The following is a 26,436-nucleotide window of genomic DNA, read 5'->3' as shown; positions in this document are numbered from 1 at the left end:
CAGCGCTGAATCGGCGCTGGTCCGGCTGCCTGCCTCAGCCTGATGCCATCTCGACGAACCGGGCAAAGGAAATGGCGCCCGGGACGCGGCGGCCGTTGAACACGAAGAAGGGCGTCCTGGTGACATGGTGCGCGCGGTCCGCGGTCAGGCGGTCCTGCATGATGGCGTCGCGCAGATCCCCATTGTCCATGGCCGCCTCCACCTGCCAGCGCGGCATGCCGGCGAGGGCCGCGACGCGGGCGATCTCGGTGACGTACACCTCGGCATCCTGGGTGAAGGCCCAGCGCTCCTGCGAGGCGAGCAGCGCGCCCATCAGCGGCTCATAGGCGTTGGCCGGTGCCGCCCGGGCCACCTGCGCGACCTCCAGCGCCACGCCGTCGAGCGGGAAGTCGCGCCAGATCATGCGCACCCGGCCGGTGTCCACCAGCGCCTCTCGCACGCGCGGCCAAGTTTCGCGGTGAAAGGTCGCGCAGTGGCTACAGGTCATGGAGAAGTACTCGATCACCTGCATGGGCGCGGCCGGATCCCCCATGCCGCGCTCGGGCAGAAGCAGGGTGCCGGGGGCATCCTCCGGCGCCTGGGCCCCCGCGCCAGACAGGGCGGCGCCCGCCAGGCTGACGGTGGACAGGCTGGCGGCGGCAAGCAGAAGCTCGCGGCGGAAGAGGGGCATGGCGGCTCCTTTCATTGATCGGCACATCCCGCGGGCCGGCCGGCCTCGCCGCGGGTCCGGCATGGCGGTGGGCAGGCTCCGGGCCGCCCGGCTCGCGCGTGGCGCGGCTGGTTCACCTTCGGCCGAAATGCCGCGATGCACAACATCCGGTGCTCCCCTGTTCCGTTGGCCGGAAAGCGGCCATCTCCCGGAGCGAGCCCCCCTCGCCAACCCTCTTCCCCGTCACGCGCGCAGGGCTGAACTGGCGCTTGGCCTGGACGCCTCTGCCGCCGGCGTCAGCAAGTTCGCCGCCAGGGAACTGCTGCCACTGGCGGAAGCGACGATCGGCGCCCATGCGCTGGCGGCCGCGGCTGGGCTTGCGGTGTCTGGGCGGGGCTGTGTGCTGGAGCAGCACGGGTGCCAGGACGTCCCCGCCGGGGCCTGACCCTGCGGCAAGGCCGGGCGGAAAGGTTCCCCGCCCGGCTCCGGCGATCCGGTTCAGATGAACCGGTTCAGATGAACCAGTGATCCGTTTCGGTGGCTTCGGCGGCGTTGGGACGGCCAAAATTCTCGGTCAGGAAGATGGCGGGGCGGCCTCCATAATCGCCCTGTTCCAGCCCAAGGCCGATCTCGGTGAAGCCCGTGTTCAGCAGGTTGGCGCGGTGGCCCGGGCTGTCCATCAGCATGTCGTGCAGCTTCTGCACATCCGATTGGTCCAGCGTCGCCGCCGCCGAGCCGCCGATATAGGCGATGTTCTCGCCAGTTGCGGACCAGCCATAGCCGGCCTTGGTGATGCGCTGCGAGGGCGAGGTGCCGCCAATGCCGGTGTGGGAGAACACGTCCTGGTCCAGCATCCAGGCGGTGTGATCGCCGGCGGCATGGACCAGCTCGGCGTCAAACGCCAGCGGCTTGGCGCCGACCTCGGCGCGGTCTGCATTGATCAGCCGCAGCAGTGCCGTTTCCAGGGCCGACACTTCGGCCGTGGAGGCGGACGGGCCAGGGCCAGGGGCCGGCACCGGGGAAGGTGCGGGAGAGGGCTGGGGAAGCGGGGAAGGTGCTGAAAGTCCGGGTGCGTCGGCTTCGGCGGCCTCGGCGGCGTTGGGGCGGCCGAAATTCTGCGTGGCGAAGACGGCCGGGCGGCCGTTGAAGTCACCCTGGGTGAGGCCGATGCCGATCTCCGAGAAATTCGGGTTCAGCAGGTTGGCACGGTGGCCGGCGCTGTTCATCAGGTTGGCGTGCAACTGGTCCACGTCGCCGCGGTCCAGCGTTGCGGCACCGGCACCGCCGATATAGGCGATGTTCTCGCCGGTGGAGGTCCAGCCATAGCCCGCCTGGGTGACGCGCTGCGCGGGCGAGCTGCCACCGGCACCGGTGTGGGAAAACACATCCTGGGCCACCATCCAGTCGCTGTGCTGCCCCGCGGCATGGAGCAATTCGCCATCGAAAGACAAAGGTTTAACCCCCGCCTGGGCGCGGGAGGCATTGACCAGTCCGAGGAAGTAAATCTCGAGATCGGTCGGCAATGCATTCGGCATCCGGGTGCGGTCCTTTCCGAATTGTCACGGCACCGTTCTGGTGCTGGTCCGGCCTGTAGAATCCGGTATTCAGAAACTCAACCGATATTATTTAGATGGACTCGGGGTTGATTTCGTGGATCGCTGTTCTGGTCAAAACGTTCTTTCGCTTCTGCCAGGGAACGACATGCAATATTCGGGAAGGCAGGGCGGAAGCGTGGAACAGGCTTCGGCAGCCGGAAATCGCATCTCGGCCCAGCCGGAAGGATCAGGGGGCGCGGCCGCGCAGGCTGCCGCGGAGGTCGTGCAGGATGATCTCCGCCGCCTCGGGCGAGGCGGCGCGGGCAAGGTCGAGCCAACCGGCGAGGTCGGGAACGCCGGCCGGGTTTTTGCGCAGCAATTCGCGTTTCAGGAACGGGAAGCCCCGGGACAGCAGGGGCCGCCACAACTCCGCCGTCGGGTTCATCGGCTGACGCCGGGCGGCGGCGTGGAGCACCGCGCGTTGGTGGTGCAGGCAGGCCGCCTCCAGCGGGGCTACGGGCAACTCGTCGGGCTCGGCGAAGCCATCGCGCACGGCCGCCAGCAGTTCGGTATAGGGCCAGAGCGCGGTGCAGCGAAGGCCGGCATCCAGCATGGCGCGGGTCAGGCCAACCTCGTAGGCGCGGATCACCGCTTCCTTGGAGCGAAGGTCGCGCACGTCCTTCCAGAAGGCATTGAAGCCGGGCGAGCGGAAGGCGCGCGGCCCGAAGGCGAGGAGATAGGATTGCAGGTGGAAGCGGCACTGCCAGCTGTCAGTCAGGCCCCACACATCAGCGGCGCTGAAATCCATCCGTGCCAGCATCGGACCGAGCGGGCTAAGCGGTCCGTAGACGCTGTCATTGACCAGCAGCAGCAATTCCGTCTCGGCGCGTGGCAGAGCCGCGGCGGCCAGCCCGTCGCGCCAGGCGGCGAAATCCAGGCCGGTGTTGCGGCGGAGCACGATCATGGCGCAGCGCGGCCGCAGCCAATCCAGCGCCGCGTCCTCCAGCTGGCCGGCATTGCTGGTGAAGACAATGGAAAGACCAGCCTCGGCCAGGGCGGCGATGTAGCGGCGCACATGTTCCGCCAGGCGGCCGCGCGGATCGAAATGGCAGAACACGGCGACGCGCGGGCCAAGGGCAGCGGTGCCTCGCTCCACCCGGAGGGGAAGACGTGGCGGCTCGATCCGGGCCAGCAACAGGGCGGCGCGGGCACTGCCGGCGCGGGCGGCGGTCCGGCCCAGCGCCAGGGCGCGCCGGGCTCCGGCCCGCAGCGGTGCCGTCATGCCGCGTTTCCGAAGCCGGGGGGCGGGGGCGGCACACCCGGCCGGGATGCCAGGGTATCCAGGGCCTCGCGGCGCAGCGCCGCCATCTCGGTCATGCGACCGGCCCGGCGCAGCAACTCCAATTCCAGCCCCGTTCCCGGCCAAAGCAGCCCGGCCGCAGAGCCCGGCGGAAGGTTCGGCATGGCCAAGCGCCGCAACGACGCCCCGCGCAGGGCACGGAGGGCACGCAGCGCATCGGCGGGATCCCCGGTCTCGGGTGCGTTGGCAACGGAAGCGGCGCGGCACCAGAGGGTATCCAGCTCACCATCCGCCAGCGCCTCGTGGCCGGCCTCGGCACGATGCAGGGCCTGCGCTGCCGTGTCGCCCAGGGGTGTTGCGGCGACAAAGGCTCCGGCATTGACCAGTTCCACATAGACGCGGCGGCGCAGCGCGGCTGCACGGGCGGTGGAGGCGACGGGATCGGTGCCGGGGGCGTCGCCGAGTTCCTCCAGCCGCCGCGACAGCCCGGCCTCGCCGCGTGCCGCGGCGCACAGCACCGCCTCGGCCCCGGCTACCCAGCCGGCGTCCTCGGCATCGCCGTCATCGCTGCCGATCCGGCCCAGCGCAGCCCGAAGCCCGGCGGCATGGCGGGAAGCGGCCAGGAACAACGACTCCAATCCCGGGCGGGGCTCTCCGCGCAGCAGCCGGTGCAGCCCGCGTGCCAGCAGCCAGGGGCCGAGCGCCACCGGCTGCCGCCGCACCAGCTCCTCCAACGTGTCCGGAGTGGCCGTGGCGGACCCGGCCCAGCCCTCCAGGCCCTGGCCGAAGCGCGCCCTCAGCGCGGCGTCGAGCGACGCAAACAGCCGGTCGGCCTCGGTGACGTGGCCTTCATGCACCGCTTCCCGCCAGGCGCGCCCGAGCAGGCCGAGATGCAGGTCGGAGCCGGCAGGCTGGGTGATGACCGCCGCTTCCAGCCAGGCGCGATAGGCGGCGCGATCGGCTGGCAATTCGTCGCGCCAGGCGGCGGAACCGTTGCTGGCGCGGGCCAGAAGCTGGGCACCGCGTGATTCCACCGCCACGGTTGTGAAGCCGGCGTGGCGCAGGGCCTGTTCCAGGCTGGCGGCGGTGAACAGCACGGTGTGGTAGCCGGCCGAAAGCAGCGGGGTGAGCAGGCCGGGCGGCGTGTTCGGCCCCACTGCGCCGAGATCGGGCGTGGTCAGCGCCAGCACGCCGCCCGGGCGGAGCGCGCCGCGCAGCGTCGCCAGAAAGGAAGCGGGCTCGTGCAGATGCTCCAGCACCTCGGAGGCGAGCACCACGTCCTGGCTGCCAGGTGAAGCGGCGTCGGGGGTGAAGAGTCCAGGGGCGATGGGTACGCCGAGCAATTCCCGGCCCGCCGCCGCGAAGGGGGAAGGATCGTGCCCTTGCACGTCCCAGCCCAGGGCACGGCGCGCGAGGTCAAGGCCGAACCCGAAGCCGCAGCCGATTTCCAGCATCCGGGGCCGCGCCTCGACGTCGTAAGGGACGAGCGTCAGGAGGGTGGAGGCGATGCTCCACAGCCCGGCGCCCTGCTGCAGGTAGAAGGCCAGCGCCGCACCGCCGCCGGCGGCCTCGGCGTAATCAGGCCGGGGCGGCGGGTCGAAGGCAGCGGCGCCGCAGACGCGGCAACCGAGCAGGCGAAATCGGGGAAGTGGCCGGCCGACCTGCAGGATCGCACAGGTGACGCCTTCAGCGCCGCAGGCAGGGCAGGTGCGGCGCGGCCCGTCGCCGGAAAGCCATTCAAGGGTCAAGCGCGCCGGCCTCTTGTCAGCGAATCGTGCATTGCACCCTCCATAGCATGCCGGACCCGGCAAGGGACGGGGGGAGGACAGTTGCGGCCAGCGCCCTGGCGCAAGCTTGGCGGAGAAGAAACCGAAGGTTGTTATCTTTGGGGTAATATTCTGCCGATAGGTATTCTGCGTTTCGCCATTATCGCGAAAATTTGTTTCGAATGATCAACCTGACGGGCCTCGTCCAGGGAGCGGCTTTCATGGCATCCAACGTCCAGATCATCTCCGTCACACATGACGCGCAGCATTCCGCCCTCGGCGCGGGACAGAGCGTCGCGCTGACCCTCAACATCACCCGGGCGGTCAAGGTGGACACCGATGGCGGGACGCCCCGGCTGAAGCTGAGCAACGGCGCGGAGGCAGTGTACGATGCCGCCGCCTCAGCCGCCGCGGGCACGGACAAGATGGTGTTCAACTATACCGTGACGACGGGCGACGACATTGCTGCGCTGAAAGTGCAGGCGCTCGATCTGAACGGCGCCACGGTGGGCACGGTGGCCTCCGCCGGCAAGCTCAGCGAGCCGGCGATGATCGGCAACTTCAATGCCAAGGGCGTTGTGCAACTGGCCGACCTGAATGGCGATGGCTACGACGACATCGTGTTCCGCAGTACCGATGAACTGCTGGGCTCACTGGTGGTGATCAACAGCGACGGCCACGGGGGCTTCCACGCGGCACAACGCTACACCGGGTTGAGCTTCAACGAGAATGTCGCGGTGGGGGATGTCACGGGGGATGGCGTGGCCGACATTGTCGCAGTGAGCGGCAACAAGGACCTGGTGATCCTTGAAGGTGCGGGGGATGGCAGCTTCACCGCGGGGCAGAGCCCGGCGCTTTCCCCGCTGTTCGCCGGCAGCCACAGCCTGGCGATCGGCGACATGAATGGTGACGGGCACGCCGACATCGCGGTGGGGCTGAGCGGCACCTCTCCCTGGCAGGGTGTGGGTTTCCTCTTCGGCGATGGCGCCGGCGGTTTCCATTCTTCAAACGTGCTCATCAACGGTTACAGCGCGCGGATCGTTGTTGCCGATCTCAACGGCGACGGCTTCGACGACGTGATCTCGACCCGGCTGACCGGCGGGGAAGTGGACATTGTCTGGGGGAAGCCCGCCGGACAGCCGATGGGAACGCACAGCTACTTCTTCGGTAACGCGCTCAAGGCCGCGGCGGTTGGCGACGTGACCGGCGACGGCATCAAGGACATCGTGCTGGCCCTGTCGGATGGCGGGCTGGCGCTGATGAAGGGGATCGGGCCCGGCCACTTCATGCCCACGGTCCTTCCTTTCGGGGGGATCAAGGCCGCGGACGTGCTGATCGCCGATGTGGATGGCGATGGCCGCGGCGACATTGTGTTCAGCAACACCGCGAATGAGCAGGTCCAGGTGCTGCTGAGCCAGGGTGGCGGCGCCTTCTATCCAGGACAATCCGTTGCGGTCGGAAGCGCGGGCCGGCTGGCACTGGGTGACGTGAACCGGAAGGGGGCACCCGATCTGGTGATGATCGATGGCCACGGCGCCATCCAGGTGCTGACGGGACAAGAGAAGGCCGAGGCGGAGGCGCTCGACATCGGCAGCCTTGCCCTGGCTGGCGGGCTGAACACCGCCCTTGCCATCGATACCGTCGCGCCAGGCATCGCCATCGATCCCATTGCCGCCGACGATGTCGCCGGCAAGGACATCGTCAACCTGGCGCGCGCGGCCGCGGGCTTCTCCGTCAGCGGCACCACGGAGGGTGTCGAGGATGGGCGGATGGTGAAGCTCGATTTCGGCGGCGTGCTGAAGAGCGCTCCGGTGCAAGGCAATGTCTGGACGATCGCCTTCACCGCCGCGGATCTGGCTGGCCTGCCCAACGGGCCGTTGACGGTGAAGGCCAAGGTGTCGGACGGCGCAGGCAATGCCGCCACCCCTGCCGAGGGCACCCTTCTGTTCGACGTGACCAAGCCGACCGCGCCGACGATGATGCTGCACCGCGACACCGGCATGAGCGACTTCATCACCAGCGACGGCATGATGCTCGTGCAGGGCCTGGAAGCCGGTGCAAGCTGGGAATACAGCCTCGATGGCGGCGAGCACTGGAAGCAGGGCAGCGGCAGCAGCTTTGTGCTGGAAACGGGAGTGTACGAGGCGCAAAGCCTGTGGGTTCGGCAGACCGATGCCGCGGGGAATCCCGGCGAGGCGAGCCGCATGATGGTGCGGGTCGAGATCGACGACATCGTTCCCGACATGCCGCAGTTGAAGCTGGTGCTTGATACCGGCCTGCCGGGCGACGGCATCACCCGCGACGGCCGGGTGCAGGTGCTGGGGCTGGAGCAGGGCTCGGTCTGGCAGTACAGCACGGATGGTGGCGGCCACTGGCTCCATGGGCAGGGTGACAGCTTCTTGCTGAAGGCCGGCACCTACCCGGCGGGCGCGGTGCTGGCGCGGCAGACCGATGTGGCGAAGAACACCAGCCTGGCCGGCAGCATGGGCCTGGTGGTGGTGGACGACGTGCCGCCCGCCGAGCCGACGATCGACACGCGGGGGAATGGCGACTTCATCAATGCGGCCCAGGCTGCCGCGAGCGTGCTGCTGAGCGGCGACACCGATGCCGGCACCATGGTCACGCTGACCTATGGCGGGTTCAGCCGTGCCGCCGAGGTCGATGGCACCCGTTGGAGCTACCTGCTGACATCCGATGACATCAAGGCGCTGGGCCAGGGATCGGTGAAGTTCGGCATCGTCGCCACGGATGCCGCGGGCAACGAATCGAGCAACAGCGAGCGCCTCTTCATCGACACGGTGGCGCCGGCCGTACCCTCCGGGCTCGTTCTGGCGGCGGGCAGCGACAGTGGCGACCTGGACGGGCATACCGCGGTTGTCACGCCTACCATCACCGGCCGCGGCGAAGACGGCAGCATCATCACCCTGTTCGATCAGAACGGCACGGTGCTGGGCTTCTACAAGCTGGCCAAGGAGCTGAGCTGGTCGATCACCCTGCCGACCATGGAAGAGGGATCGCATTTCATCACCGCCGTCGCGGAGGATCGTGCGGGCAATGTTTCGGAGGTATCGGCACCGCTGAGCCTCACCATCGACACCATGGCGCCCGAGGCAGCGGTGATCAGCGGCTTGGCGCCGGCGAGCGATACCGGCTTCAGCGGCGATGGCGTCACCGCCGTGCGAGCGCCGGTGATCACCGGGCTGGCCGAGGCCGGCACCCTGGTCACGCTGTTCGGCACGGATGGGGAGACGGTGCTGGGCGAGGGCAGGGCCGGGGTGGATGGGGCCTGGTCGATCGCCAGCACCGAGCTGGCGGTAGGCCTGCACAGCCTGAAGGCAGTGGCGACGGATGCTGCGGGCAACAGCTCCGTCATCTCCGCCGGCTTCCCGCTGGAGATCGTGGAGTTCGACCTGCCGGTGGTGAGCGTATCCCGCGCTGGTGGCCATGGTCAGGTCCAGGTCAGCCTGTACAAGGGCGACCTCCCCGACATCCGTTACCAGTTCGACGGATCGGATGAGGGCGAGGCCGTGGCCGGCACCCAGTTCAATGACCTCCTGAAGCTCGGCGCTGGTGACAACGCCGCCGATGCCGGCGACGGTCATGATGTTCTGATGGGCGGGACGGGTTCGAACTTCCTGCTGGGGGGCGCTGGCCGCGACACCTTCATCCTGGATGCGCGGGGTGCGCTGCCGAGCTGGTCCACCATTGCCGACTGGGAGCAGGGCGAGGAGGTGACACTCTGGGGCTGGCGCGCCGGCACCAGCACGATGCGCTGGGAAGAGAACCAGGGCGCGGAAGGCTGGCGCGGCGCCACCTTGCATGCCGACCTGAACGGCGATGGCCAGGTCGAGACCACCATCACCTTCACCGGGTTGACGGTGGCCGAGGCGCCACAGGCGGTGGAGCTGGCGGACCGCCTCTGGTTCGCCTGAACCGGCAGGCATCAAGAGCGGGGCGCGCCGTAGGGCGCGTTCCGCGGGGTCGCTCGGCGGTTCTCAGCCGCTTTGCATCAGGGCGCGGTCCAGCACGCGGGCAACATGCAGCGCCTCGCGCCCTGCGCCATCCTGGATCTGGTGGCGGCAGCTGGTGCCGTCGGCCACGATCAGCGCCTCCGGCGCTGCCTGGCGCACCGCCGGCAGCAGCGACAGCTCGCCCATCGCCATCGAGGCGTCAATGGTTGCCGCGCCGTAGCCGAACGCGCCGGACATGCCGCAGCAGCTGGATTCGATGGGGCGGACATCTAGCCCAGGAACGGCGCGCAGCACGGTTTCCACCGCGCCCATCGCGTCAAAGGCCTTCTGGTGGCAATGACCATGCAGATGCGCCACCCGTCCCCCCTGGTCGGCGAGTGGCAAGGTGGTGTGGCCTGCCTTGATGTCGGCGGCGAGCAGTTCCTCCAGCAACAGGGTGGCGCCGGCGAAGGGCTGCAGCGTCTGCTTCGGCAGCAGGGCGCCGAACTCGTCGCGGAAGCTCAAGATGCAGGAGGGTTCGAGCCCGACGATGCGGGCGCCGCGGCTCACGAACGGGGCAAGGGCGTCCACCGTGCGGCGGGCTTCGGCGCGGGCCTGGTCCACCAGCCCGGTGGACAGGAAGGTGCGGCCGCAGCAGAGCGGGCGCCGTCCGGTGAGGGGCGCCACATGGTGCAGGCGGTACCCTCCGGCTTCCAGCACCCGCTCGGCGGCCTCAAGGTTCTCGCGCTCGAAATAGCGATTGAATGTGTCGCCGAACAGGATGACGTCGCGCCCGTCGCCCAGCACGTCGGACAGGGCGGCGCCGCGGGTGCCGCCCACCCAGGGACGGCGCCATTCCGGCAGGGTGCGGCGGGCGCTGAAGCCCAGCAGCCGCTCGCTGAGCCGGGCCAGGACAGGGAGGCGATCGCGCAGATTCATCAGCGGCGCGAAGCGGGCCGCGAGAGGAGCGTATCGTGGCAGAAAGGCGATCAGCCGCTCCTTCAGCGGCAGGCCGTGCTTCGCGTGGTAATGGTGCAGGAACTCGATCTTCATGCGCGACATGTCGACGCCCGTCGGGCAGTCGCGCTTGCAGCCCTTGCAGGAAACGCAGAGATCGAGCGTTTCCTTCATCTCGTCGGAGGTGAAGGCGTCGGGGCCGAGCTGACCGGAGATAGCGAGGCGCAGCGTGTTGGCGCGGCCACGCGTGACGTGCTGCTCCTCCTTCGTGGCGCGGTAGGAGGGGCACATGGTGCCGCCGGCCAGCTTGCGGCAGGTTCCGTTGTTGTTGCACATCTCAACCGCGGCGCCGAAGCTGCCCCATTCGGACCAGTCGAGGGCGGGCGCGGCAGGGATGGGTGTCTCGTAGCCCGGTGGAAAGCGCATCAGTGCGCGGTCATCCATGCGGTAGGGGCGGACGATCTTGCCAGGGTTGAGGCGGTTCTCCGGATCGAAGCCATCCTTCACCGCCTCGAAGGCGCGGGTGAGGGGGGCACCGAACATCGGCTCCACAAACTCCGAGCGCGAGATGCCGTCTCCATGCTCGCCGGAGAAGGAGCCCTTGTAGCGGCGCACGAGGTCGCAGGCTTCCTCGGCGATGGCGCGCATCGTCTTCGCGCCTTCCTCGGTCTTCATGTTCAGGATCGGGCGCACATGCAGGCAGCCCACCGAGGCGTGCGCGTACCAGGTGCCGCGCGTGCCGTGCCGCGCGAAAAGGCCGGTGATGGCATCGGTGTAGTCGGCCAGGTGCTCCAGCGGGACGGCGCAATCCTCGATAAAGGAGACCGCTTTCCCGTCGCCCTTCATGGACATCATGATGTTGAGGCAGGCCTCGCGCACTTCCCAGACCGGCTTCTGGCGGGCGGGCTCGATCACCTCCACCACTGCATCGGGGAAGCCGTGATCGGCCATGCACTGGTCGAGCCGCCTGAGGTCCTGCTTCAGCGGGTCCAGCGCTTCGCCGGCGAACTCCACCAGCAGCAGGCAGTTGGGCTCGCCGCGGGTGATGTCGGCCAGGGTGCGGACAAAGAGAGGGATGTCGGCGCCCAGCACCAGGACGTTGTTGTCCACCAGCTCCACTGCGACGGGGCCGAGGGCGACAAGGTGCTGCGTGGTTTCCATGGCCGCGCGGAAGCTGGGGAAGTGGCAGACGCCCATGACCCGGTGCTTCGGCAGGGGGGCAAGCTTCAGCTTGGCCTCGGTGGTGAGGGCCAGCGTGCCCTCGGAGCCCACCAGCAGGTGCGACAGGTTGGGATGCTTGGGCAGCAGCTCATCCAGGTTGTAGCCGCCGACGCGGCGCTGCACCTTGGGGAAGGTGGCCTCGATCTCGTCGCGGTGGCTGCGCGCCAGCCCGGTCAGCCGCGACAGCAGGGCGTGGGCGCGGGGGGAGGTGTTGTCGCCATAGGCGCCCTCGCCCAGCGCGAAGCCTTCGCCATCGTGGAACATGGCGCGCAGGCCGAGCACGTTGTCCACCATCTTGCCATAGCGCAGAGAGCGGGCACCGGACGAGTTGTTGCCGGCCATGCCGCCAATGGTGCAGCGGCTGGCGGTGGAAGGCTCGACGGGGAAGAAGAGGCCGTCCTTGCGCAGGCGGTTGTTCAACGCTTCCAGCACCATGCCGGGCTGCACGGTGATGCTGCGGGCTTCCGGCTCGTAGTCGCGCACCGCGTTGAAGTGGCGGCTGCAATCGAGGATGAGGCCGTCGCCGATCGGCTGGCCGTTCTGCGAGGTGCCGCCGCCACGGGCGATGACCGGGATGCCATGCTCAGCGGCGATGGAAAGGGTCGCCGCGATGTCGGCCTCGTCGCGCGGGAATACCACGCCCTGCGGCATGATCTGGTAGATGGAAGCGTCGGTGGCGTAGCGGCCGCGGGTGAAGGCATCGAAGTGCACCTCGCCGCGCAGCGCCTGGGAAAGGCGGCGCTCCAGGCCGAGATTGCGGCTATAGGCGCGCGGCGGGGCAAGTTCGTTCATCGGGATCCTATTCGGCGGCCTTGGGCGTTGAGGTCCGGCGGAGACGGGCGATGCCCTCGGTCACCGGTCCCCAGAGCAGCAGGAACAGGGCGATGACAACCAGCCCGCTGACCAGCCCGTTGGCCCAGAATACGTCGAGCGCGCCGCCCGATCCGAGCAGCGCCTGGCGGAAGGCGTCCTCCGCCCGGTCGCCAAGTACCAGGGCCAGCACCATGGGCGCCAGGGGGTAGTCGAGCTTCTTGAAGACATAGCCGACAATGCCGAAGCCCAGCATGATCCAGATGTCGAACACCGAGTTCGAGATGGTGTAGGCGCCGATGGCGCAGACGATGAGGATGACGGGCGCCACGAATGAGAAGGGGATCCGCATCACGGCGGCGAAGAGCGGCACCGTGGCCAGCACGATGACGAGCCCGGCGAGGTTGCCGAGATACATGGAGGCGATCAGCCCCCAGACGAAGTCCTTCTGCTCGATGAACAGCATGGGGCCGGGCTGCAGCCCCCAGACCAGCAGCCCGCCCAGCAGCACGGCCGCCGTGGCCGAGCCCGGGATGCCGAGCGCCAGCATGGGCAGGAGCGCGCTGGTGCCCGCGGCATGCGCCGCCGTCTCGGGGGCCAGCACCCCCTCCATCTCGCCCTTGCCGAATTGCGCGCCGCGGCGGGAAAAGCGCTTGGCCAGGCCATAGCCCATGAAGGAGGCGGCGATGGCGCCGCCCGGTGTCACGCCCATCCACATGCCGACCACCGCCGAGCGCAGCAGCGTCACCCAGTAGCGCGGCAAGGTGGCCCAGGTCCGCAGCACCACCTTCAGGTCGATCTTGGCGTGCTTGCCCTTGAAGACCAGCCCTTCCTCGGCCGTCAGCAGGATCTCGCCGATGCCGAACAGGCCGATCACAACCACCAGGAAGTCGAAGCCGCGCATCAGCTCCATGGAGCCGAAGGTCATGCGCAGATCGCCGGAGATGGAATCGAGGCCCACGGCGGCCAGCAGGAAGCCGATGCAGAGCGCGGCGATGATCTTGCCGCGATTGTCGCGCCCCATGCCGATAAAGGAGCAGAAGGTGAGGAGGAAGACGGCGAAGAACTCGGCCGGGCCGAAGCGCAGCGCGAACTGGGCGACCAGGGGCGCCACGAAGGTGATCAGCACCACGCCTGAGACGGCACCGATGAAGGAGGCGGTGAAGGCGGCGGTCAGCGCCTCGGCCGCGCGGCCCTGCACGGCCATGGGGTAGCCGTCGAAGGTGGTGGCGACGGACCAAGCCTCGCCGGGGATGTTGAACAGGATGGAGGTGATGGCCCCCCCGAAGAGCGCGCCCCAGTAGATGGAGGAGAGCAGGATGATGGCGGAGACCGGCTCCATGCCGAAGGTGAGCGGCAGCAGGATGGCGACGCCGTTGGGCCCGCCCAGCCCCGGCAGCACCCCCACGATGATGCCGAGGATGACGCCGAGCGCCATGAAGCCGACATTGTGCCAGGACAGCGCGACCTGGAACCCGCCGAGGAGGGAGGCGAAATCGTCCATTCCGGTCGTCCTCAGTAGCCGAGCGCGGCTTCGAGCGGGCCTTTCGGCAGCGGCACCCTGAATTGCAGCTCGAAGATCCAGAAGCAGGCGAGCGGGATGATGATGGCGGCGAGCAGAATGGACCACCACCTGGCCGCGCCGATCACCGCCATGAAGGCGACAATGAAGATGGCGGCGGCAAGGTAGAGGCCGAGCGGCCCGATCAACGCAACAAAGAGGATCAGTGGTGCCAGCACCCGGGCCACCTGGCCGAGTTGCCACCAGGTGACAAAGGTTTCGCGCGGGGAGCGGAAGGATTTCCAGAGCAGGTAGAGCGAGGCGGCCAGAAAGATCCAGCCGACGCGGGCTGGGAAGAAGCCGTTCTGCGGCCCGTTATCCCAGCCAGCGCCGCGCCCGTGCGAATCGTACAGCACCACTGCGGCGAGCCCGATCAGGCATGCCGCCACGATGATCTCGACGGAGCGGCGCGACAGCCCGGCTGCCTCCCCGGTGGTGTCGGCTGGCTGCGACATGGCCGTGTTCCCTCCGTGGTCGACGCTACTTGGCCATGAAGCCGGCCTCGGCCATCAGCCGGGCATGCTTCGCCTCATCCTCCTTGAGAAAGGACACGAACGCCTCGCCGTCGCGGTAGTCCGGAACCAGGGCATTGCGGGCCAGGTACTCCTTCCATTCGGGCGTTTCCGAGACCTTCTTGAACATGTCCACGTAGAAGGCCTGCTGGTCCTTGGTGACCCGGCCGGGCATGAACATGCCGCGGAGCATCTGGTAGCTGACATTCAGCCCCTGGGAAGCGCAGGTCGGGATGCCGGACCAGCCGGTGCCGCCGGCGACGGGCTCGCTGTAGCTCATGGGCTGCTCGGCGAAGACGCAGAGCGGACGCGTGGCGCCGCCGCGCCAGTTCGCCAGGTCCTCGGCCGGGTTGTTGGTGTTGGCCTCGACATGGTTGCCGGACAGCTGGGTGGAGGCCTGGCCGCCGGAAGTGTAGGGGATGTAGGCGAACTTCGCCCCGGCCTGCTTCTCCATGGCGAAAACGATCAGGTTGTCTTCGCGCTTCGACGAGGTGCCGCCGATCTTCAGCGGCGGGGTGGCCGATTTCGCCGCTTCCACGAAATCGGCGGCGGTCTTGTAGGGCGCCTTGGCATTGACCCAGAGCAGAAATGAGTCCTGCGCCATCATTGCGACGGGGGTGTAGTCGGTCCAGCTCAGCGGCAGCTTGGTCGCCATGGGCGTCATGAAGATGCCGCTGGAGGTGGTGATCAGCTTGTGCGCGTCACCGGCCGATTTCTGGATGTCCAGCATGCCCTCGGCGCCGCCGGCGGCCGGCTTGTTCACCACGATGATGGGCTGGGTGGTGAACTGGTGCTTCTGGATGATGCCCTGGATGGTGCGAGCCATCTGATCCGAAGCGCCGCCGGCTGAGAAGGGCACCACGATCTCGATGGGCTTGGTGGGCTCCCAGCCCAGGGCGCCAGTGGGCGTGAAGGCGGCGCCGGCACCCAGCATGGCAGGGATGAAGGCGGCGAGAAGCCGGTTCGGCATCATCTTGGATCTCCCCGATCAGCGCTCTGGCGGCGCTGTTCGAAAAGCGTAGGCGCAATGAATTTTGTATTCAATCCGGAAAAATCGTGGGGCGAAGTGACGACGATCAGGTGCCGGCTTCGGCCTGGGCGGCACGCAGCTTGTTGCGCAGGTGCTGGAACAGGATGTCCGACAATTCCCGGCCCTCGCGGCGGCGCAGCGCGTCGAGCATGGCCTCGTGCTCGCGCATGGCCTCGCCCCAGCGATCCCGGTCCTTGGCCATGTTGGCCGAGTAGCGCACCCGGCGGATGCGGCCGGCCAGGGCGGCATAGGTAGCGGACAGGGTGGCGTTTCCGGCGGCGGCGACGATCATCTCGTGGATCAGCTGGTTGCAATGGAAATAGCCATGCATGTCACGCCGCAGGAAGAAGCGGTACATGTCGTGATGCGCGCGCTCGATGGCGGCGAACTCGTCCTCGGTGATGCGCTCGCAGGCGAGGCGGCCGGCCAGTGCCTCCAGCCCGCCCATGACGTCGAACATCTCGCGCACCTCGCCCGCGCGCAGCTCGCGGATGCGCGCGCCGCGATTGGGCAGCAACTCGATCAGCCCCTCGGCCGCCAGCACCTTGAGCGCCTCGCGCAGGGGGGTGCGGGAAATGTTGAAGCGCTCGCACAGGGCGCGTTCTGGCACGCGGGCGCCGTCGGGGAGGGTGCCCTCGACAATGAAGTCCCGCAACGCCGCGAGCAGCCCGTCATGCAGCGTGCCGCCAGGCCTCGCCGTTGTTCTGGCTCGTCCGAGGCAATTCTGTTCCTGAGGGGGTGGCGCCTCGGCGGCGACCGCCTCCAGCGAAGCGTCGGTCATGTTGTATGGCTACGCCGCAGCGCCGGGAGGTGTCGAGCAGAATTGCGTTCTTTATGATGGTTGAAGTCCGGCAGAATGAATGCAAAAACGAAAGCCAGGCCGGCCGCGAGGGTGGGCTGTCGGAGGAGTGCCAGCATGCAGGGTCGCCATTTCCTACAGATCCCGGGCCCGAGCCCGGTTCCGGACCGCATCCTGCGCGCTATGGCAATGCCGGTGATCGACCACCGCAGCGCCGAGTTCGCCGAGCTCGGCAAGGCGGTGCTGGAGGGCAGCAAGACCGTTTTCAAGACGACGCAGCCGGTGGTGATCTATCCCTCCTCCGGCACGGGGGCGTGGGAGGCGGCGATCGTCAACACCCTCTCGCCCGGCGACACGGTGCTGATGGCCGAGACGGGGCATTTCGCGACGCTGTGGCGGCAGATCGCGGTGAAGTTCGGCATCGAGGTCGAATTCATTCCCGGCGACTGGCGGCGCGGCGCCGACCCGGCGGCGATCGGCGAGCGCCTGGCTGCCGACAAGGCGCACCGCATCAAGGCGGTGATGGTGGTGCACAACGAGACCTCCACCGGCGCGACCAGCCGCGTCGCCGCCATCCGCCAGGCAATCGACGATGCGGGGCATCCGGCGCTGTTCATGGTGGACACCATCTCCTCCCTCGCCTCGGTGGATTACCGGCACGATGAGTGGCGTGTGGACGTCACTGTTTCGGGCTCGCAGAAGGGGCTGATGCTGCCGCCCGGCCTCGGCTTCAACGCCGTCTCGGAGAAGGCGCTGGCGGCGTCGCGGAGCAACAGCATGCCGCGTTCCTACTGGGACTGGGCGGAGATGCTGAAGATCAACGCCAACGGGTTCTTTCCCTACACGCCGGCGACCAACCTGCTCTACGGGCTCAAGGAAGCCATCGTCATGCTGCAGGAGGAAGGGCTGGAAGAGGTCTTCGCCCGCCACCAGCGGCTGGCGGCGGCGTGCCGCGCGGCGGTGAAGGCCTGGGGCCTGGAGGTGCTGTGCGAGGAGCCTTCGGAACAGTCGCCCGTGCTCACCGGCGTGCTGATGCCGGATGGGCACGATGCGGACCGGTTCCGCAAGATCGCGCTGGAGAACTACAACATCTCGCTGGGCTCGGGCCTGGGCAAGGTGGCGGGCAAGGTGTTCCGCATCGGCCATCTGGGCGAGTGCAATGCTTTGACGCTGCTGGGCGCCTTGTCGGGGGTGGAGATGGCGCTGGCCGATGCCGGGGTGCCGCACCGCGCGGGCGGGGTGGCGGCGGCCATGGCCTCGCTGCAGGGCAATGGCGGGCCCAAGGTGGCGGCTGTGGCCTGAAGCGGGCTCAGCCCTCGGTGCGGCCGAAGGCGCCGAGGGCCGCGCTCAGTTCCGAGGATGCCTCGCGCAGCAGCGGCAGCATGCGCAGCACCACCGTTTCCTGGTCCATCGCCTCGCGCAGGTACATCAGGTTCAGCGAGGCCATGGCGCGGCCGGCCGATAGCACCGGCACGGCGATGGCACTGGCCTGCCCGCCATATTCCCGCGCAGCGTAGCTTTCCTCCATGGTGGCGTAGCCGGCGGCGCGGATGGCCTCCAGGCTTGCTTCCAGCGCGCCGGGGCTCTGCAGCGCCTGGTTCCAGGGCTCCGGCGAACGGGCGGCCAGTGCGATGGCGCGCTGGCGGTCGGCGGGAGCGCAGAAGGCCAGAAAGGCGCGGCCGAGCGAGGTGGCCAGGATGGGCGCGCGAAAGCCCGTGCGGCGCTCGAACAAAAAGCGGCCCTCGCCACGGCTGGTATGGGCCACCACCATCGCGTCGCCGTCGAACACGGCCACGTCGGATGGCCAGCCCACGGCCTGCCGCAGGCGCGACATCACCGGAATGGCGGCCGCGCCGATCTCGCGGTGCAGGGTATAGCCGCCGCTCAGCTCCAGCGTCTTGCCGGTGGGCAGGTAGAGTGGCTGCTGCGCATGGCGGCGGATGAAGCCGGCATGGATCAGGGTTTCCAGCATCCGCACGATGGTGGGCTGGTTGAGGCCGGTCAGGGCGTGGATTTCGCGCACCGTGGCTGCGGACAGGCGGTTCACCGCACGCAGCACATCGAGGCCACGCAGAACGGCGGTGACCGGCTCATAGGAAGGCATCGTTCACTCCAGCGCGTCGGTGGCCGCTTTTTGTCTTCCGGCCCGTCCAACTCCGTGCCAAGCTGATCATGAAATAGCGTTTCAGTCAATGAAACGCGCGGTCGGCAACCGCTTCAAACGGCAGGTTTCGGCCAGGGGAGGATGATGGATGATCACGCGGGGCATCTCCGCGCGGCCGCGAGGCCGCGCCGCATGACGGCCGAGGCGGCACCCGGTCCGCTGCAGGGTTTGCGGGTGCTCGACCTGTCGCGGGTGCTGGCGGCGCCGCTGGCGACGCAGATCCTGGGCGACCTGGGCGCCGAGGTGATCAAGGTGGAGCAGCCCGGGCGGGGCGACGATACCCGCGGCTGGGGCCCGCCCTTCCTGGAGGATGGGTCCGGGCAGCCCGACGCCGCCTATTTCTTCTGTGCCAACCGCAACAAGCGTTCCGTGGCCATCGACTTCGCGAAGCCGGAGGGTGCGGCGCTGGTGCGCCGGATGGCCGCCGGGGCCGACATCCTGGTGGAGAATTTCCGCACCGGCGGGCTTGCCCGCCACGGGCTCGACGCGGCCTCCCTGCTGCGGCTCAATCCCCGACTGATCTACTGTTCCGTCACCGGCTTTGGCCAGACCGGCCCTTATGCTTCGAGGGGCGGCTACGACTTCCTGATCCAGGGCATGAGCGGGTTGATGAGCGTCACCGGCCGGCCGGAGGGGGAGCCGGGTGCCGGTCCGATGAAGGTGGGGCTGCCGGTCAGCGACCTGTTCACGGGGCTTTACGCCACCGTGTCGATCCTGGCGGCGCTGCGGCACCGCGAACGCACCGGGGAAGGGCAGCATGTCGATTGCGCATTGCTGGACAGCCAGGTGTCGCTGCTGGCCAATCAGGCCATGAACCACCTGGTGGGCGGCGAAGTGCCGCGTCGCCTGGGCAATGCGCATCCGAACGTCGTGCCCTATCGCGATTTCGCCACCAGCGACGATTACATCCTGGTGGCCTGCGGCAGCGACGGGCAGTTCCGCGCCTTGTGCCGGCTGCTGGAGCGGCAGGACCTGGCCGATGATCCGCGTTTCGCCACCAATGCCGGCCGCAACCGCGACCGTCGCGTGCTGGAGGTGGAGCTGGCCAAGGCGATCGCACCCTGGCGCGCGGCGGAGCTGCTCGCGGCCATGGCGCAGGCCGGCGTGCCGGGCGGGCCGATCAATGGCATCGATCAGGTGCTGCAGGACCCGCAGGTGATCGCGCGCGGCATGCTGCGGGAGATGCGGCGGGACGACGGCACTGCGGTGCGGGTGATCGGGTATCCGGTGCAGCTGCCACGCAGTCCGGCTTCCTACCGGCTGGCGCCGCCGCGGCTGGGGCAGGATACGCGGGCGGTGCTGCAGGAGGCGCTGGGGCTCGGCGTGGCCGAGATCGAGGCATTGCGCGAGGCGGGGGTGGTGGCCCTGGCCGATGCGCGAAGGGCGGAGCGCATGGCATGAGCCGCCTGAACCGACGCACCCTTCTGGCCGCTGTGGCGGCATGGCCGGCCGCAGGGGCGGCGCTGGCGCAACCCGTCTGGCCGACCCGGACGCTGCGCATGGTGGTGCCGTTTCCGCCGGGCGGACCCACCGACATCGTCGCCCGCGTGTTGGCCGAGCGCATGGGGCGCGAACTGGGCCAGGCGGTGGTCGTGGAGAACCGGGCCGGGGCCAATGGCAGCATCGGCAACGAGGCCGTGGCGAGGGCGGAGCCTGATGGCCACACCGTGCTCTACAACACCTCCTCCATCGCGCTGGCGCCGGCACTGTACAAGCATCTGCCCTACGACGTCCTGCGCGATCTCGCGCCCGTGTCGCAGACCGCGAGCATCCCCCTGGTGCTGGCGGTGACGCCATCCCTGCCGGTGCGCGACCTCGGCGGCTTCGTGGCCTATCTGCGGGATCGGCCGGGGGCGCTCTCCTACGGATCGGCGGGCAGCGGCAACGTCACGCATCTGGCGGCCTATTTCCTGCTGCGCTCGCAGGGGCTGGAGGCGGTCCATGTGCCCTATCGCGGCAGCGCGCCGGCGCTGGTGGATGCGGTGGCGGGGCAGGTGCAGTTCCTGACCGACACGGTGAACTCGGCGCTGCCGCTGATCCGCGAAGGGCGGCTGCGTGCGCTGGCGGTCACCAGCCGGCAGCGCATCGCGCCATTGCCCGGGGTGCCGACCGTGGCCGAGGCCCTGATCCCGGATTTCGAGGTGGGCGCCTGGCAGGGGATGATGGTGCCGGCCGGTACGCCCGGGCCGGTGGTGCGGCGTCTGCATGATGCCGTGCTGAAGGCGCTGGCCGACAATGATGTGCGGGCCAAGCTGGCGGAGCAGGGCACGGAGCCGATCGGCACCAGCCCGGAGGAGTATGGCCGCATTCTCCGTGCCGAGATGGAGCGCTGGGGGCGGGTGATCGCCGAGAGCGGCGTGAAGCTGGATTGATGCAATGATCGGTGCGCTCCCCCTTTCCGCGATACCGGCCGCCGACGAGGCGCTGCGCCCGGCCATTCGCGAGTTCCTGCAGCACGCCATGCCGCCGCTGCCGCCGGAGCGCCGCGCGCGGTCCTGGATGGGCTTCGACGCGGCGTTCAGCCGCGCCATGGGCGAGGCGGGGTGGCTGGGCCTCACCCTGCCGAAGGAGCATGGCGGCGGCGGGCGCGGCCCCTTCGCCCGCTATGTGGTGGTGGAAGAGTTGCTGGCCGCGGGTGCTCCCGTGGCCGCCCACTGGATCGGCGACCGGCAGAGCGGGCCGCTGATCCACCGCTTCGGCACCGACGCGCAGCGCGAGTTCTTTCTGCCGCGCATCTGCCGGGGCGAGGCCTTCTTCTGCATCGGCATGAGCGAGCCCAACACGGGTTCCGACCTCGCCAGCGTGTCGACGCGGGCGGTGCGCGACGGCGAGGGCTGGCGGCTGAACGGGGCCAAGATCTGGACCACCAATGCCCAGCACGCGCACTACATGATCGCGCTGGTGCGGACATCGGGCACGGCGCAGGACCGGCACAAGGGGTTGTCGCAGCTCATCATCGACCTCGGCCTGCCCGGGGTGAAGATCAGCCCGATCCGCGACCTGGCGGGCGACGCGCATTTCGCCGAGGTGGTGTTCGAGGATGTGCTGCTGCCCGCCGGGGCGCTGATCGGCCAGGAAGGCGCGGGCTGGATGCAGGTGAATGCCGAACTGGCCTATGAGCGCAGCGGGCCTGAACGGGTGCTGTCCTCCGCCGTACTGCTGGATGAATGGCTGCGCTGGCTGCGGCATGAGGCTGCAAGCGAGGTCGAGGTGGCGGCGCTGGGACGGCTGGTGGCGCATCTGGCGGTACTGCGCGCCATGTCGGTCGCGGTGACGGGGCGGCTGGCGGCGGGGGAGAGCCCGGCCGTGGAGGCGGCGCTGCTCAAGGATCTGGGCACCGAGTTCGAGCAATCCATCCCCGCACTGCTGACCCCGCTGCTGGCGCAGCCGGGGCGGGCGGTGCCGCACGGGCTGATGCGCACCCTGGCCTATACGGCCGCCATGGCGCCGTCCTTCTCGTTGCGCGGCGGCACGCGGGAGATCCTGCGCGGCATGATCGCGCGGGGGATGGGGCTGCGGTGAGGGAGAGAGAGTGATGGACGATCTTCTGGCCCGCTCCGCCGCCGAATTGTTTGCCCGCCAGGCCGGGTCGGACGGGCTTGTGGAGGCAGTGGAGGAAGCCGGCTTCCTGCTGGCGCTGGTGCCCGAAGCCTCGGGCGGCATCGGCATCGGCCCGGCCGAGGCGCTGCCGGTGCTGCTGGCCGCGGCGCGCTTCGCGGTGACGGCGCCGCTGGGCGACACCATGGTGGCGCGGGCGCTGCTGGCGGGCGCTGGGATCGAGGCACCGCCTGGGCTGGTCGCGCTGGCCGAGCCCTGGGGCGACCGCATGGGGCGCCTGCCGTCCGGGCCGTTGCCGGACTGGGTGCTGTGGCCGGATGGCGGCGGGGCCGTGCTGTTGCCGCTGCCGGAGGAAGCGTCCGCGGCGGAGGAAGGCGCCTCGGGCGGCCTCGTGCTGCGGCGCCCGTCGGGCGAGGGGCCGCGGCTCGGTGGCTCCGGGCTGGACGTGGCCGGGGCGTGGCTGGAGGTGGCGGCCATGGCGGGCGCGGCGGAGCGCATCCTGGAGGACACGCTGCGCCACGCGCAGGACCGGCAGCAATTTGGCCGTCCCGTGGCGGCCTTCCAGGCGGTGCAGCAGCAGCTCAGCGTTCTGACGGAGGATGTGTTCGCCACGCGCATGGCCGCGCAGCTGGCTTCCGTGGCCGATGGCGAGGGGCCGCTCGGCCTCAGCGCAACACGGGTCGCCGCCGCCAAGCTGCGGGCAGGAGAAGCGGCGGTGCGCATCGCGTCCATCGCCCATGCCGTGCAGGGCGCCATGGGCATCACCGAGGAAGTGGCGCTGCACCGCCAGACCGCGCGGCTGCAGGCCGGACGGCTGCGCTTCGGCGGCGAGGCGCACTGGGCGCTGTGGCTGGGACGGCGGGTTCTGGCGGATGCGGCGCCCGACACGCTGGGCTTCGTGCGCGCGCATCTCGCCCCCGTATCGCTGGAGACGACATCATGAGCGGCTTCCTGCTGTTCGAGCGCGACGGGCCCGTGGTGACGCTGACCATGAACGCGCCCGAGCGCCGCAACGCGCTTTCGATCGAGGGTGGCACCACGGAGGCCTTCGTGGAGGCCTGCGCGCGGATCGCCGCCGAGCCGGATGTGCGCGCGGTGATCCTGACCGGCGCGGGGAGCGCCTTCTCGGCCGGCGGCGACCTGAAGTCGATGCGGGAGCGCTTCGGCATGCCGCCCGCCGCCATCCGCGAGAGCTACCGTCGCGGCATCCAGAAGATCCCGCTGGCGCTCTATGAACTGGACGTGCCGACGGTCGCGGCGGTGAACGGGCCGGCGATCGGGGCGGGGCTGGACCTCGCCTGCATGTGCGACATCCGCATCGGTGCCGAAAGCTCTTCCTACGCCGAAAGCTTTGTCAGCGTCGGCATTGTGCCGGGGGACGGCGGCGCCTGGCTGCTGCCGCGCGCGGTGGGACAGTCCAAGGCGGCGGAGATGGCCTTCACCGGGGACCGGCTGGATGCACGGGGCGCGCTGGAATGCGGGCTGGTTTCGCGCGTGGTGCCGGATGCGGAGCTGATGGAGGCGGCGCGGGGGCTGGCGGGGCGCATCGCGCGCAATCCACCGCAGGTGCTGCGCATGACCAAGCGGCTGCTGCGCGAGGGGCAGCACATGAGCCTGGCCTCGCTGCTGGAGATGTCGGCCTCGTTCCAGGCGCTGGCGCACACCACGCGCGACCACGAGGAGGCGGTGAATGCCTGGTTCGAGAAGCGCCCGCCACGCTTCGAAGGGCGCTGAGCATGTCGGAGGACGCCGCCGCGGAGTTGCCGTGCCGGATCAGCCTGGATGGATGCAGCAACCTGCGTGATCTCGGCGGCTACCTCGCCGCGGATGGACGGCGGGTGCGCAGGGGGCAGGTGTTCCGCGCATCCTCGCTGGCGGCGCTGACGGCGGCGGATCATGGTGTGTTGGCGGAGCTGGGGCTGCGCACGGTGGTGGATCTGCGCGGCGATGCGGAGCGGGAGCGCTCGCCATCCTGTTTGCCAGGGCCGCCGCTGCAGGTCGTGACCTTGCCGGTGGAGCCCACGGTTGGCGGCTCCCTGCGGAACTTGCTGGAACGGGGGGACGCCACGGGGGAAGACGTGTTGTCCCTGCTGCGGCGCGCCTACCAGGCCTATGCCACGGAAAAGCTGCCGCGCTTCCGCGCGTTGCTGGAGCTGATCGCCGAAGCCGACCGGCGCCCGTTGCTGTTTCACTGCACGGCCGGCAAGGATCGCACCGGCTTCGCAGCGGCATTGTTGCTGACTGCGCTGGGCGTCCCTCGCGACACCATCCTGGCGGATTACCTCGCCACCAACCGTTTGTGGCGGCGCGAGCGCAGCCTGCCCGAGGGCACGCCGGCCGCCGTGGCGGAGGCGCTGTTGAGCGCACATGCGCCCCTGCTGCACGGCGCGCTGGATCGCGCCCTGCAAGGGTATCGCAACGAGGCGGACTTCCTGTCGGGTGCCATGGGCTTCGGGCCGGAGCGCCTGCGGTCGCTGCAGGACGCGCTGCTGGAGTGAGGATCGGCTGAAACCGACACGACCGGCCGCAAAGGCCGGCGATCAGGGAGGAAAGAGGGATGCGCAGGCGAAGCATGATTCGGCTGGCACCGGCCGCGCTGTTGCCATCGCTGCTGGCGCGGCCGGCGGTGCTGAGGGCGGCGGAAGCGTTTCCGTCGCGGCCGGTGACCATGGTGGTGCCGTTCCCGCCAGGCGGGGCGACGGACGTCGCGGCGCGCATCCTGGCGGAGAAAATGGCGCCGCTGCTGAAGCAGCCTGTGATCGTGGAGAACAAGCCAGGCGCGCAGACAGCGATCGGCGCGGATGCTGTTGCGCGGGCGGCCCCGGATGGCCACACCTTGCTCATGGCCTCGGGCACCACCATGACGCTGAACCCGCTGCTGCCGGAGAAGCTGTCCTACCGTGCGGAGGACCTGGCGCCGGTGGCGCTGGTGACCACGCTGCCCTTCGGCATCGTGGTGCGCAAAGGCTTGGCCGACAGTGTGGAGAGCTTCGTCGCGCTGGCAAAGGCGCGCAAGGGCCAGCTCAACTACGGCTCAAACGGACCGACCTCCTTCAACAACCTCGCCGCCGTGGTGGTGATGGAGGGGCTCGGCATCCGCATGCAGGAGATCACCTATCGCGGCGACGCGCAGCAGCTGACCGACCTGATGGCCGGAACGCTGGACGTGATCGTGGTGGGAGGGAGCTCGGCATTGGCGGCGCAGCGTTCGGATCGCGGCACCATCATCGGCTGGACCGGGGAGGGTCAGCGGCTGGCCGTAACGCCCAGCATCCCCAACTTCGCCGAATTGGGGCCGAACATGGTGTGCCAGACGCATTTCGGCCTGCTGGTGCCGGCGCGCACCCCGACACCGGCTGTGCTCCGGCTGAACCAGGCGGCGCTGGAAGGCATGAAGTCGCCGGAGCTGCGGCAGCGGCTGCTCGATGAAGGGCAGTTCGTCGCCGACGGCTCGCCCGACGATTACGCCACTTATCTTCGACGCGACGCGGATCGCTGGCGCGATCTGGTGGCGCGGCTGGCCAAGGCCTGAGCCGTGGCGGGCAGGGTTGTCATTGCCGGTGCCTCGGGCCTTGTCGGCAGCGCGGCGTTGCAGCGGTACCTCGCGGAGGGGTGGGATGTCATCGGGCTGTCACGGCGGCCGCCTTCCGAGCCGGATGGCGCACGCTACCTCGCCGTGGACCTGACCGATCCGGCGGCCTGCCGTACGGCGTTGCACGGCGCCGGCGCCACCCATCTGGTCTACAGCGCCCTCTACGAGAAGCCGGAGCTGCGCGCCGGATGGCTCGACGAGGAGCAGATGCAGACCAACCTCGCCATGCTCGCGAACTGCGTCGAGGCGCTGGATGACGGGACGCTGAGCCATGTGACGCTGCTGCAGGGCACCAAGGCCTATGGCGTGCATCTAGGCCAGATGCCCATTCCGGGCAAGGAGGATGCGCCGCGCCACATGCATCCGAACTTCTACTGGCTGCAGGAGGACTGGCTGCGCGAGCGGCAGGGCGGGCGCGGCTGGTCCTGGACCGTGCTGCGGCCGCAGGCGGTGATCGGCTTCGCGGTCGGCAGTGCCATGAACCTGCTCTCGGCCATCGGCGTCTATGCCGCGGTGAGCCGCGCCATGGGGCTGCCGCTGGTCTATCCTGGGCGTGGCGACCGCATCACGGAGGCGACGGATGCGCGGCTGCTGGCCTCGGCCATTCTGTGGGCGGGGGGGAGCGATGCGGCACGGGACCGCATCTTCAACGTCACCAACGGCGATGTGCTGTGCTGGCGCGACCTGTTTCCCGCCGTGGCGGAGGTGTTCGGCATGAAGATGGGCGCGCCGCACCCGATGCCACTGCCGGCGCTGATGGCGGGCAAGGAGGCGGTGTGGCAGGGCATCGTGCGCGAGCACGGGCTGCGGCCGCTGGGGCTGGAGGCGCTGGTGGGCTCGTCCTGGCAGTTCGCCGACTTCGCCTTCAGCCGCGATGACCAGGCGGCGTCGCTGGTGAGCACCATCAAGATCCGGCAAGCGGGGTTCGGCGACTGCGTCGACAGCACGGCGATGCTGGAATGGTGGCTGGCGGACCTGCAGCGGCGGCGCATCCTGCCGCGCTGAGGAACATGGCTGAACCGGAGGCCCGGC

General features: G+C 69.3%; 20 protein-coding genes. 10 read left to right on the top strand and 10 right to left on the bottom strand.

The window, feature by feature from the left end:
• Positions 1 to 34: 34 nt before the first annotated feature.
• From ACFOD4_RS04080 to ACFOD4_RS04065, 4 genes are all read right to left on the bottom strand, one after another.
• The gene (locus ACFOD4_RS04080; RefSeq protein WP_379594600.1) at positions 35 to 670 is read right to left on the bottom strand and encodes a thioredoxin domain-containing protein; all 636 of its coding nucleotides are present in this window, start codon (positions 668 to 670) and stop codon (positions 35 to 37) included.
• 491 nt (positions 671 to 1,161) lie between these two features.
• Positions 1,162 to 2,184, bottom strand: coding sequence for a CAP domain-containing protein (locus ACFOD4_RS04075; RefSeq protein WP_379594598.1), 1,023 nt, complete (start codon positions 2,182 to 2,184; stop codon positions 1,162 to 1,164).
• Between the two features lie 247 nt (positions 2,185 to 2,431).
• On the bottom strand, positions 2,432 to 3,466 hold the full coding sequence (locus ACFOD4_RS04070) for a rhamnan synthesis F family protein (protein WP_379594596.1): 1,035 nt from the start codon (positions 3,464 to 3,466) through the stop codon (positions 2,432 to 2,434).
• Positions 3,463 to 5,232 carry a methyltransferase domain-containing protein gene (locus ACFOD4_RS04065; protein ID WP_379594594.1) on the bottom strand — a complete coding sequence of 590 codons (1,770 nt, stop codon included), beginning with the start codon at positions 5,230 to 5,232 and terminating at the stop codon, positions 3,463 to 3,465. Before ACFOD4_RS04065 ends, ACFOD4_RS04070 begins: the two co-directional genes overlap by 4 nt.
• Positions 5,233 to 5,471: 239 nt before the next feature.
• On the opposite strand from ACFOD4_RS04065, the gene ACFOD4_RS04060 reads away from it, so the two are divergent.
• Positions 5,472 to 9,182 (top strand): Ig-like domain-containing protein, encoded by a 3,711-nt coding sequence (locus ACFOD4_RS04060; RefSeq protein ID WP_379594592.1) that lies wholly within the window; start codon positions 5,472 to 5,474, stop codon positions 9,180 to 9,182.
• A gap of 63 nt (positions 9,183 to 9,245) precedes the next feature.
• Here ACFOD4_RS04060 and ACFOD4_RS04055 read toward each other — a convergent pair whose 3' ends face one another.
• From ACFOD4_RS04055 to ACFOD4_RS04035, 5 genes are all read right to left on the bottom strand, one after another.
• Positions 9,246 to 12,170 carry an FAD-binding and (Fe-S)-binding domain-containing protein gene (locus ACFOD4_RS04055; RefSeq protein ID WP_379594590.1) on the bottom strand — a complete coding sequence of 975 codons (2,925 nt, stop codon included), beginning with the start codon at positions 12,168 to 12,170 and terminating at the stop codon, positions 9,246 to 9,248.
• A 7-nt stretch (positions 12,171 to 12,177) separates the two neighbouring features.
• Positions 12,178 to 13,692: a tripartite tricarboxylate transporter permease gene (locus tag ACFOD4_RS04050; RefSeq protein WP_379594588.1), complete on the bottom strand. Its 1,515-nt coding sequence runs from the start codon at positions 13,690 to 13,692 to the stop codon at positions 12,178 to 12,180.
• Positions 13,693 to 13,703: 11 nt separating this feature from the next.
• A complete protein-coding gene (locus ACFOD4_RS04045; RefSeq protein WP_379594586.1) occupies positions 13,704 to 14,204 on the bottom strand; it encodes a tripartite tricarboxylate transporter TctB family protein in 501 nt (166 codons plus the stop codon).
• 25 nt (positions 14,205 to 14,229) lie between these two features.
• The gene (locus tag ACFOD4_RS04040) at positions 14,230 to 15,234 is read right to left on the bottom strand and encodes a Bug family tripartite tricarboxylate transporter substrate binding protein (RefSeq protein WP_379594584.1); all 1,005 of its coding nucleotides are present in this window, start codon (positions 15,232 to 15,234) and stop codon (positions 14,230 to 14,232) included.
• Positions 15,235 to 15,337: 103 nt separating this feature from the next.
• Positions 15,338 to 16,072 (bottom strand): GntR family transcriptional regulator, encoded by a 735-nt coding sequence (locus ACFOD4_RS04035; protein WP_379594582.1) that lies wholly within the window; start codon positions 16,070 to 16,072, stop codon positions 15,338 to 15,340.
• A gap of 135 nt (positions 16,073 to 16,207) precedes the next feature.
• Between ACFOD4_RS04035 and ACFOD4_RS04030 the strand changes: the two genes are divergently transcribed.
• On the top strand, positions 16,208 to 17,392 hold the full coding sequence (locus tag ACFOD4_RS04030; protein ID WP_379594580.1) for a pyridoxal-phosphate-dependent aminotransferase family protein: 1,185 nt from the start codon (positions 16,208 to 16,210) through the stop codon (positions 17,390 to 17,392).
• Between the two features lie 7 nt (positions 17,393 to 17,399).
• On the opposite strand, the gene ACFOD4_RS04025 is transcribed toward ACFOD4_RS04030, so the two are convergent.
• On the bottom strand, positions 17,400 to 18,194 hold the full coding sequence (locus ACFOD4_RS04025) for an IclR family transcriptional regulator domain-containing protein (protein ID WP_379594578.1): 795 nt from the start codon (positions 18,192 to 18,194) through the stop codon (positions 17,400 to 17,402).
• Positions 18,195 to 18,338: 144 nt separating this feature from the next.
• Here ACFOD4_RS04025 and ACFOD4_RS04020 point away from each other — a divergent pair, with 144 nt between their 5' ends.
• Genes ACFOD4_RS04020 through ACFOD4_RS03985 form a run of 8 tightly spaced genes read left to right on the top strand, consistent with a single transcriptional unit; the run spans position 18,339 to position 26,409 of the window.
• The gene (locus tag ACFOD4_RS04020; RefSeq protein WP_456316864.1) at positions 18,339 to 19,655 is read left to right on the top strand and encodes a CaiB/BaiF CoA transferase family protein; all 1,317 of its coding nucleotides are present in this window, start codon (positions 18,339 to 18,341) and stop codon (positions 19,653 to 19,655) included.
• Positions 19,652 to 20,626, top strand: coding sequence for a tripartite tricarboxylate transporter substrate binding protein (locus ACFOD4_RS04015; RefSeq protein WP_379594576.1), 975 nt, complete (start codon positions 19,652 to 19,654; stop codon positions 20,624 to 20,626). Before ACFOD4_RS04020 ends, ACFOD4_RS04015 begins: the two co-directional genes overlap by 4 nt.
• Positions 20,627 to 20,630: 4 nt before the next feature.
• Positions 20,631 to 21,776 (top strand): acyl-CoA dehydrogenase family protein, encoded by a 1,146-nt coding sequence (locus ACFOD4_RS04010; RefSeq protein ID WP_379594574.1) that lies wholly within the window; start codon positions 20,631 to 20,633, stop codon positions 21,774 to 21,776.
• A gap of 13 nt (positions 21,777 to 21,789) precedes the next feature.
• The gene (locus ACFOD4_RS04005) at positions 21,790 to 22,755 is read left to right on the top strand and encodes an acyl-CoA dehydrogenase family protein (RefSeq protein WP_379594572.1); all 966 of its coding nucleotides are present in this window, start codon (positions 21,790 to 21,792) and stop codon (positions 22,753 to 22,755) included.
• Positions 22,752 to 23,546 carry a crotonase/enoyl-CoA hydratase family protein gene (locus ACFOD4_RS04000; RefSeq protein ID WP_379594570.1) on the top strand — a complete coding sequence of 265 codons (795 nt, stop codon included), beginning with the start codon at positions 22,752 to 22,754 and terminating at the stop codon, positions 23,544 to 23,546. The genes ACFOD4_RS04005 and ACFOD4_RS04000 overlap by 4 nt, the downstream gene beginning before the upstream one ends.
• A 2-nt stretch (positions 23,547 to 23,548) precedes the next feature.
• Positions 23,549 to 24,310 (top strand): tyrosine-protein phosphatase, encoded by a 762-nt coding sequence (locus ACFOD4_RS03995; RefSeq protein ID WP_379594568.1) that lies wholly within the window; start codon positions 23,549 to 23,551, stop codon positions 24,308 to 24,310.
• Positions 24,311 to 24,369: 59 nt separating this feature from the next.
• Positions 24,370 to 25,344 carry a Bug family tripartite tricarboxylate transporter substrate binding protein gene (locus ACFOD4_RS03990; RefSeq protein WP_379594566.1) on the top strand — a complete coding sequence of 325 codons (975 nt, stop codon included), beginning with the start codon at positions 24,370 to 24,372 and terminating at the stop codon, positions 25,342 to 25,344.
• Positions 25,345 to 25,347: 3 nt separating this feature from the next.
• Complete coding sequence (locus ACFOD4_RS03985) at positions 25,348 to 26,409, top strand: SDR family oxidoreductase (RefSeq protein ID WP_379594563.1); 1,062 nt, start codon at positions 25,348 to 25,350, stop codon at positions 26,407 to 26,409.
• Positions 26,410 to 26,436 lie beyond the last annotated feature (27 nt).

The sequence above is a fragment of the Teichococcus globiformis genome, assembly GCF_042646265.1.
Lineage (GTDB): Bacteria > Pseudomonadota > Alphaproteobacteria > Acetobacterales > Acetobacteraceae > Pseudoroseomonas > Pseudoroseomonas globiformis.
Note: the sequence above shows the minus strand (reverse complement) of the source record. Positions and strands in the feature narration are given on the sequence as shown.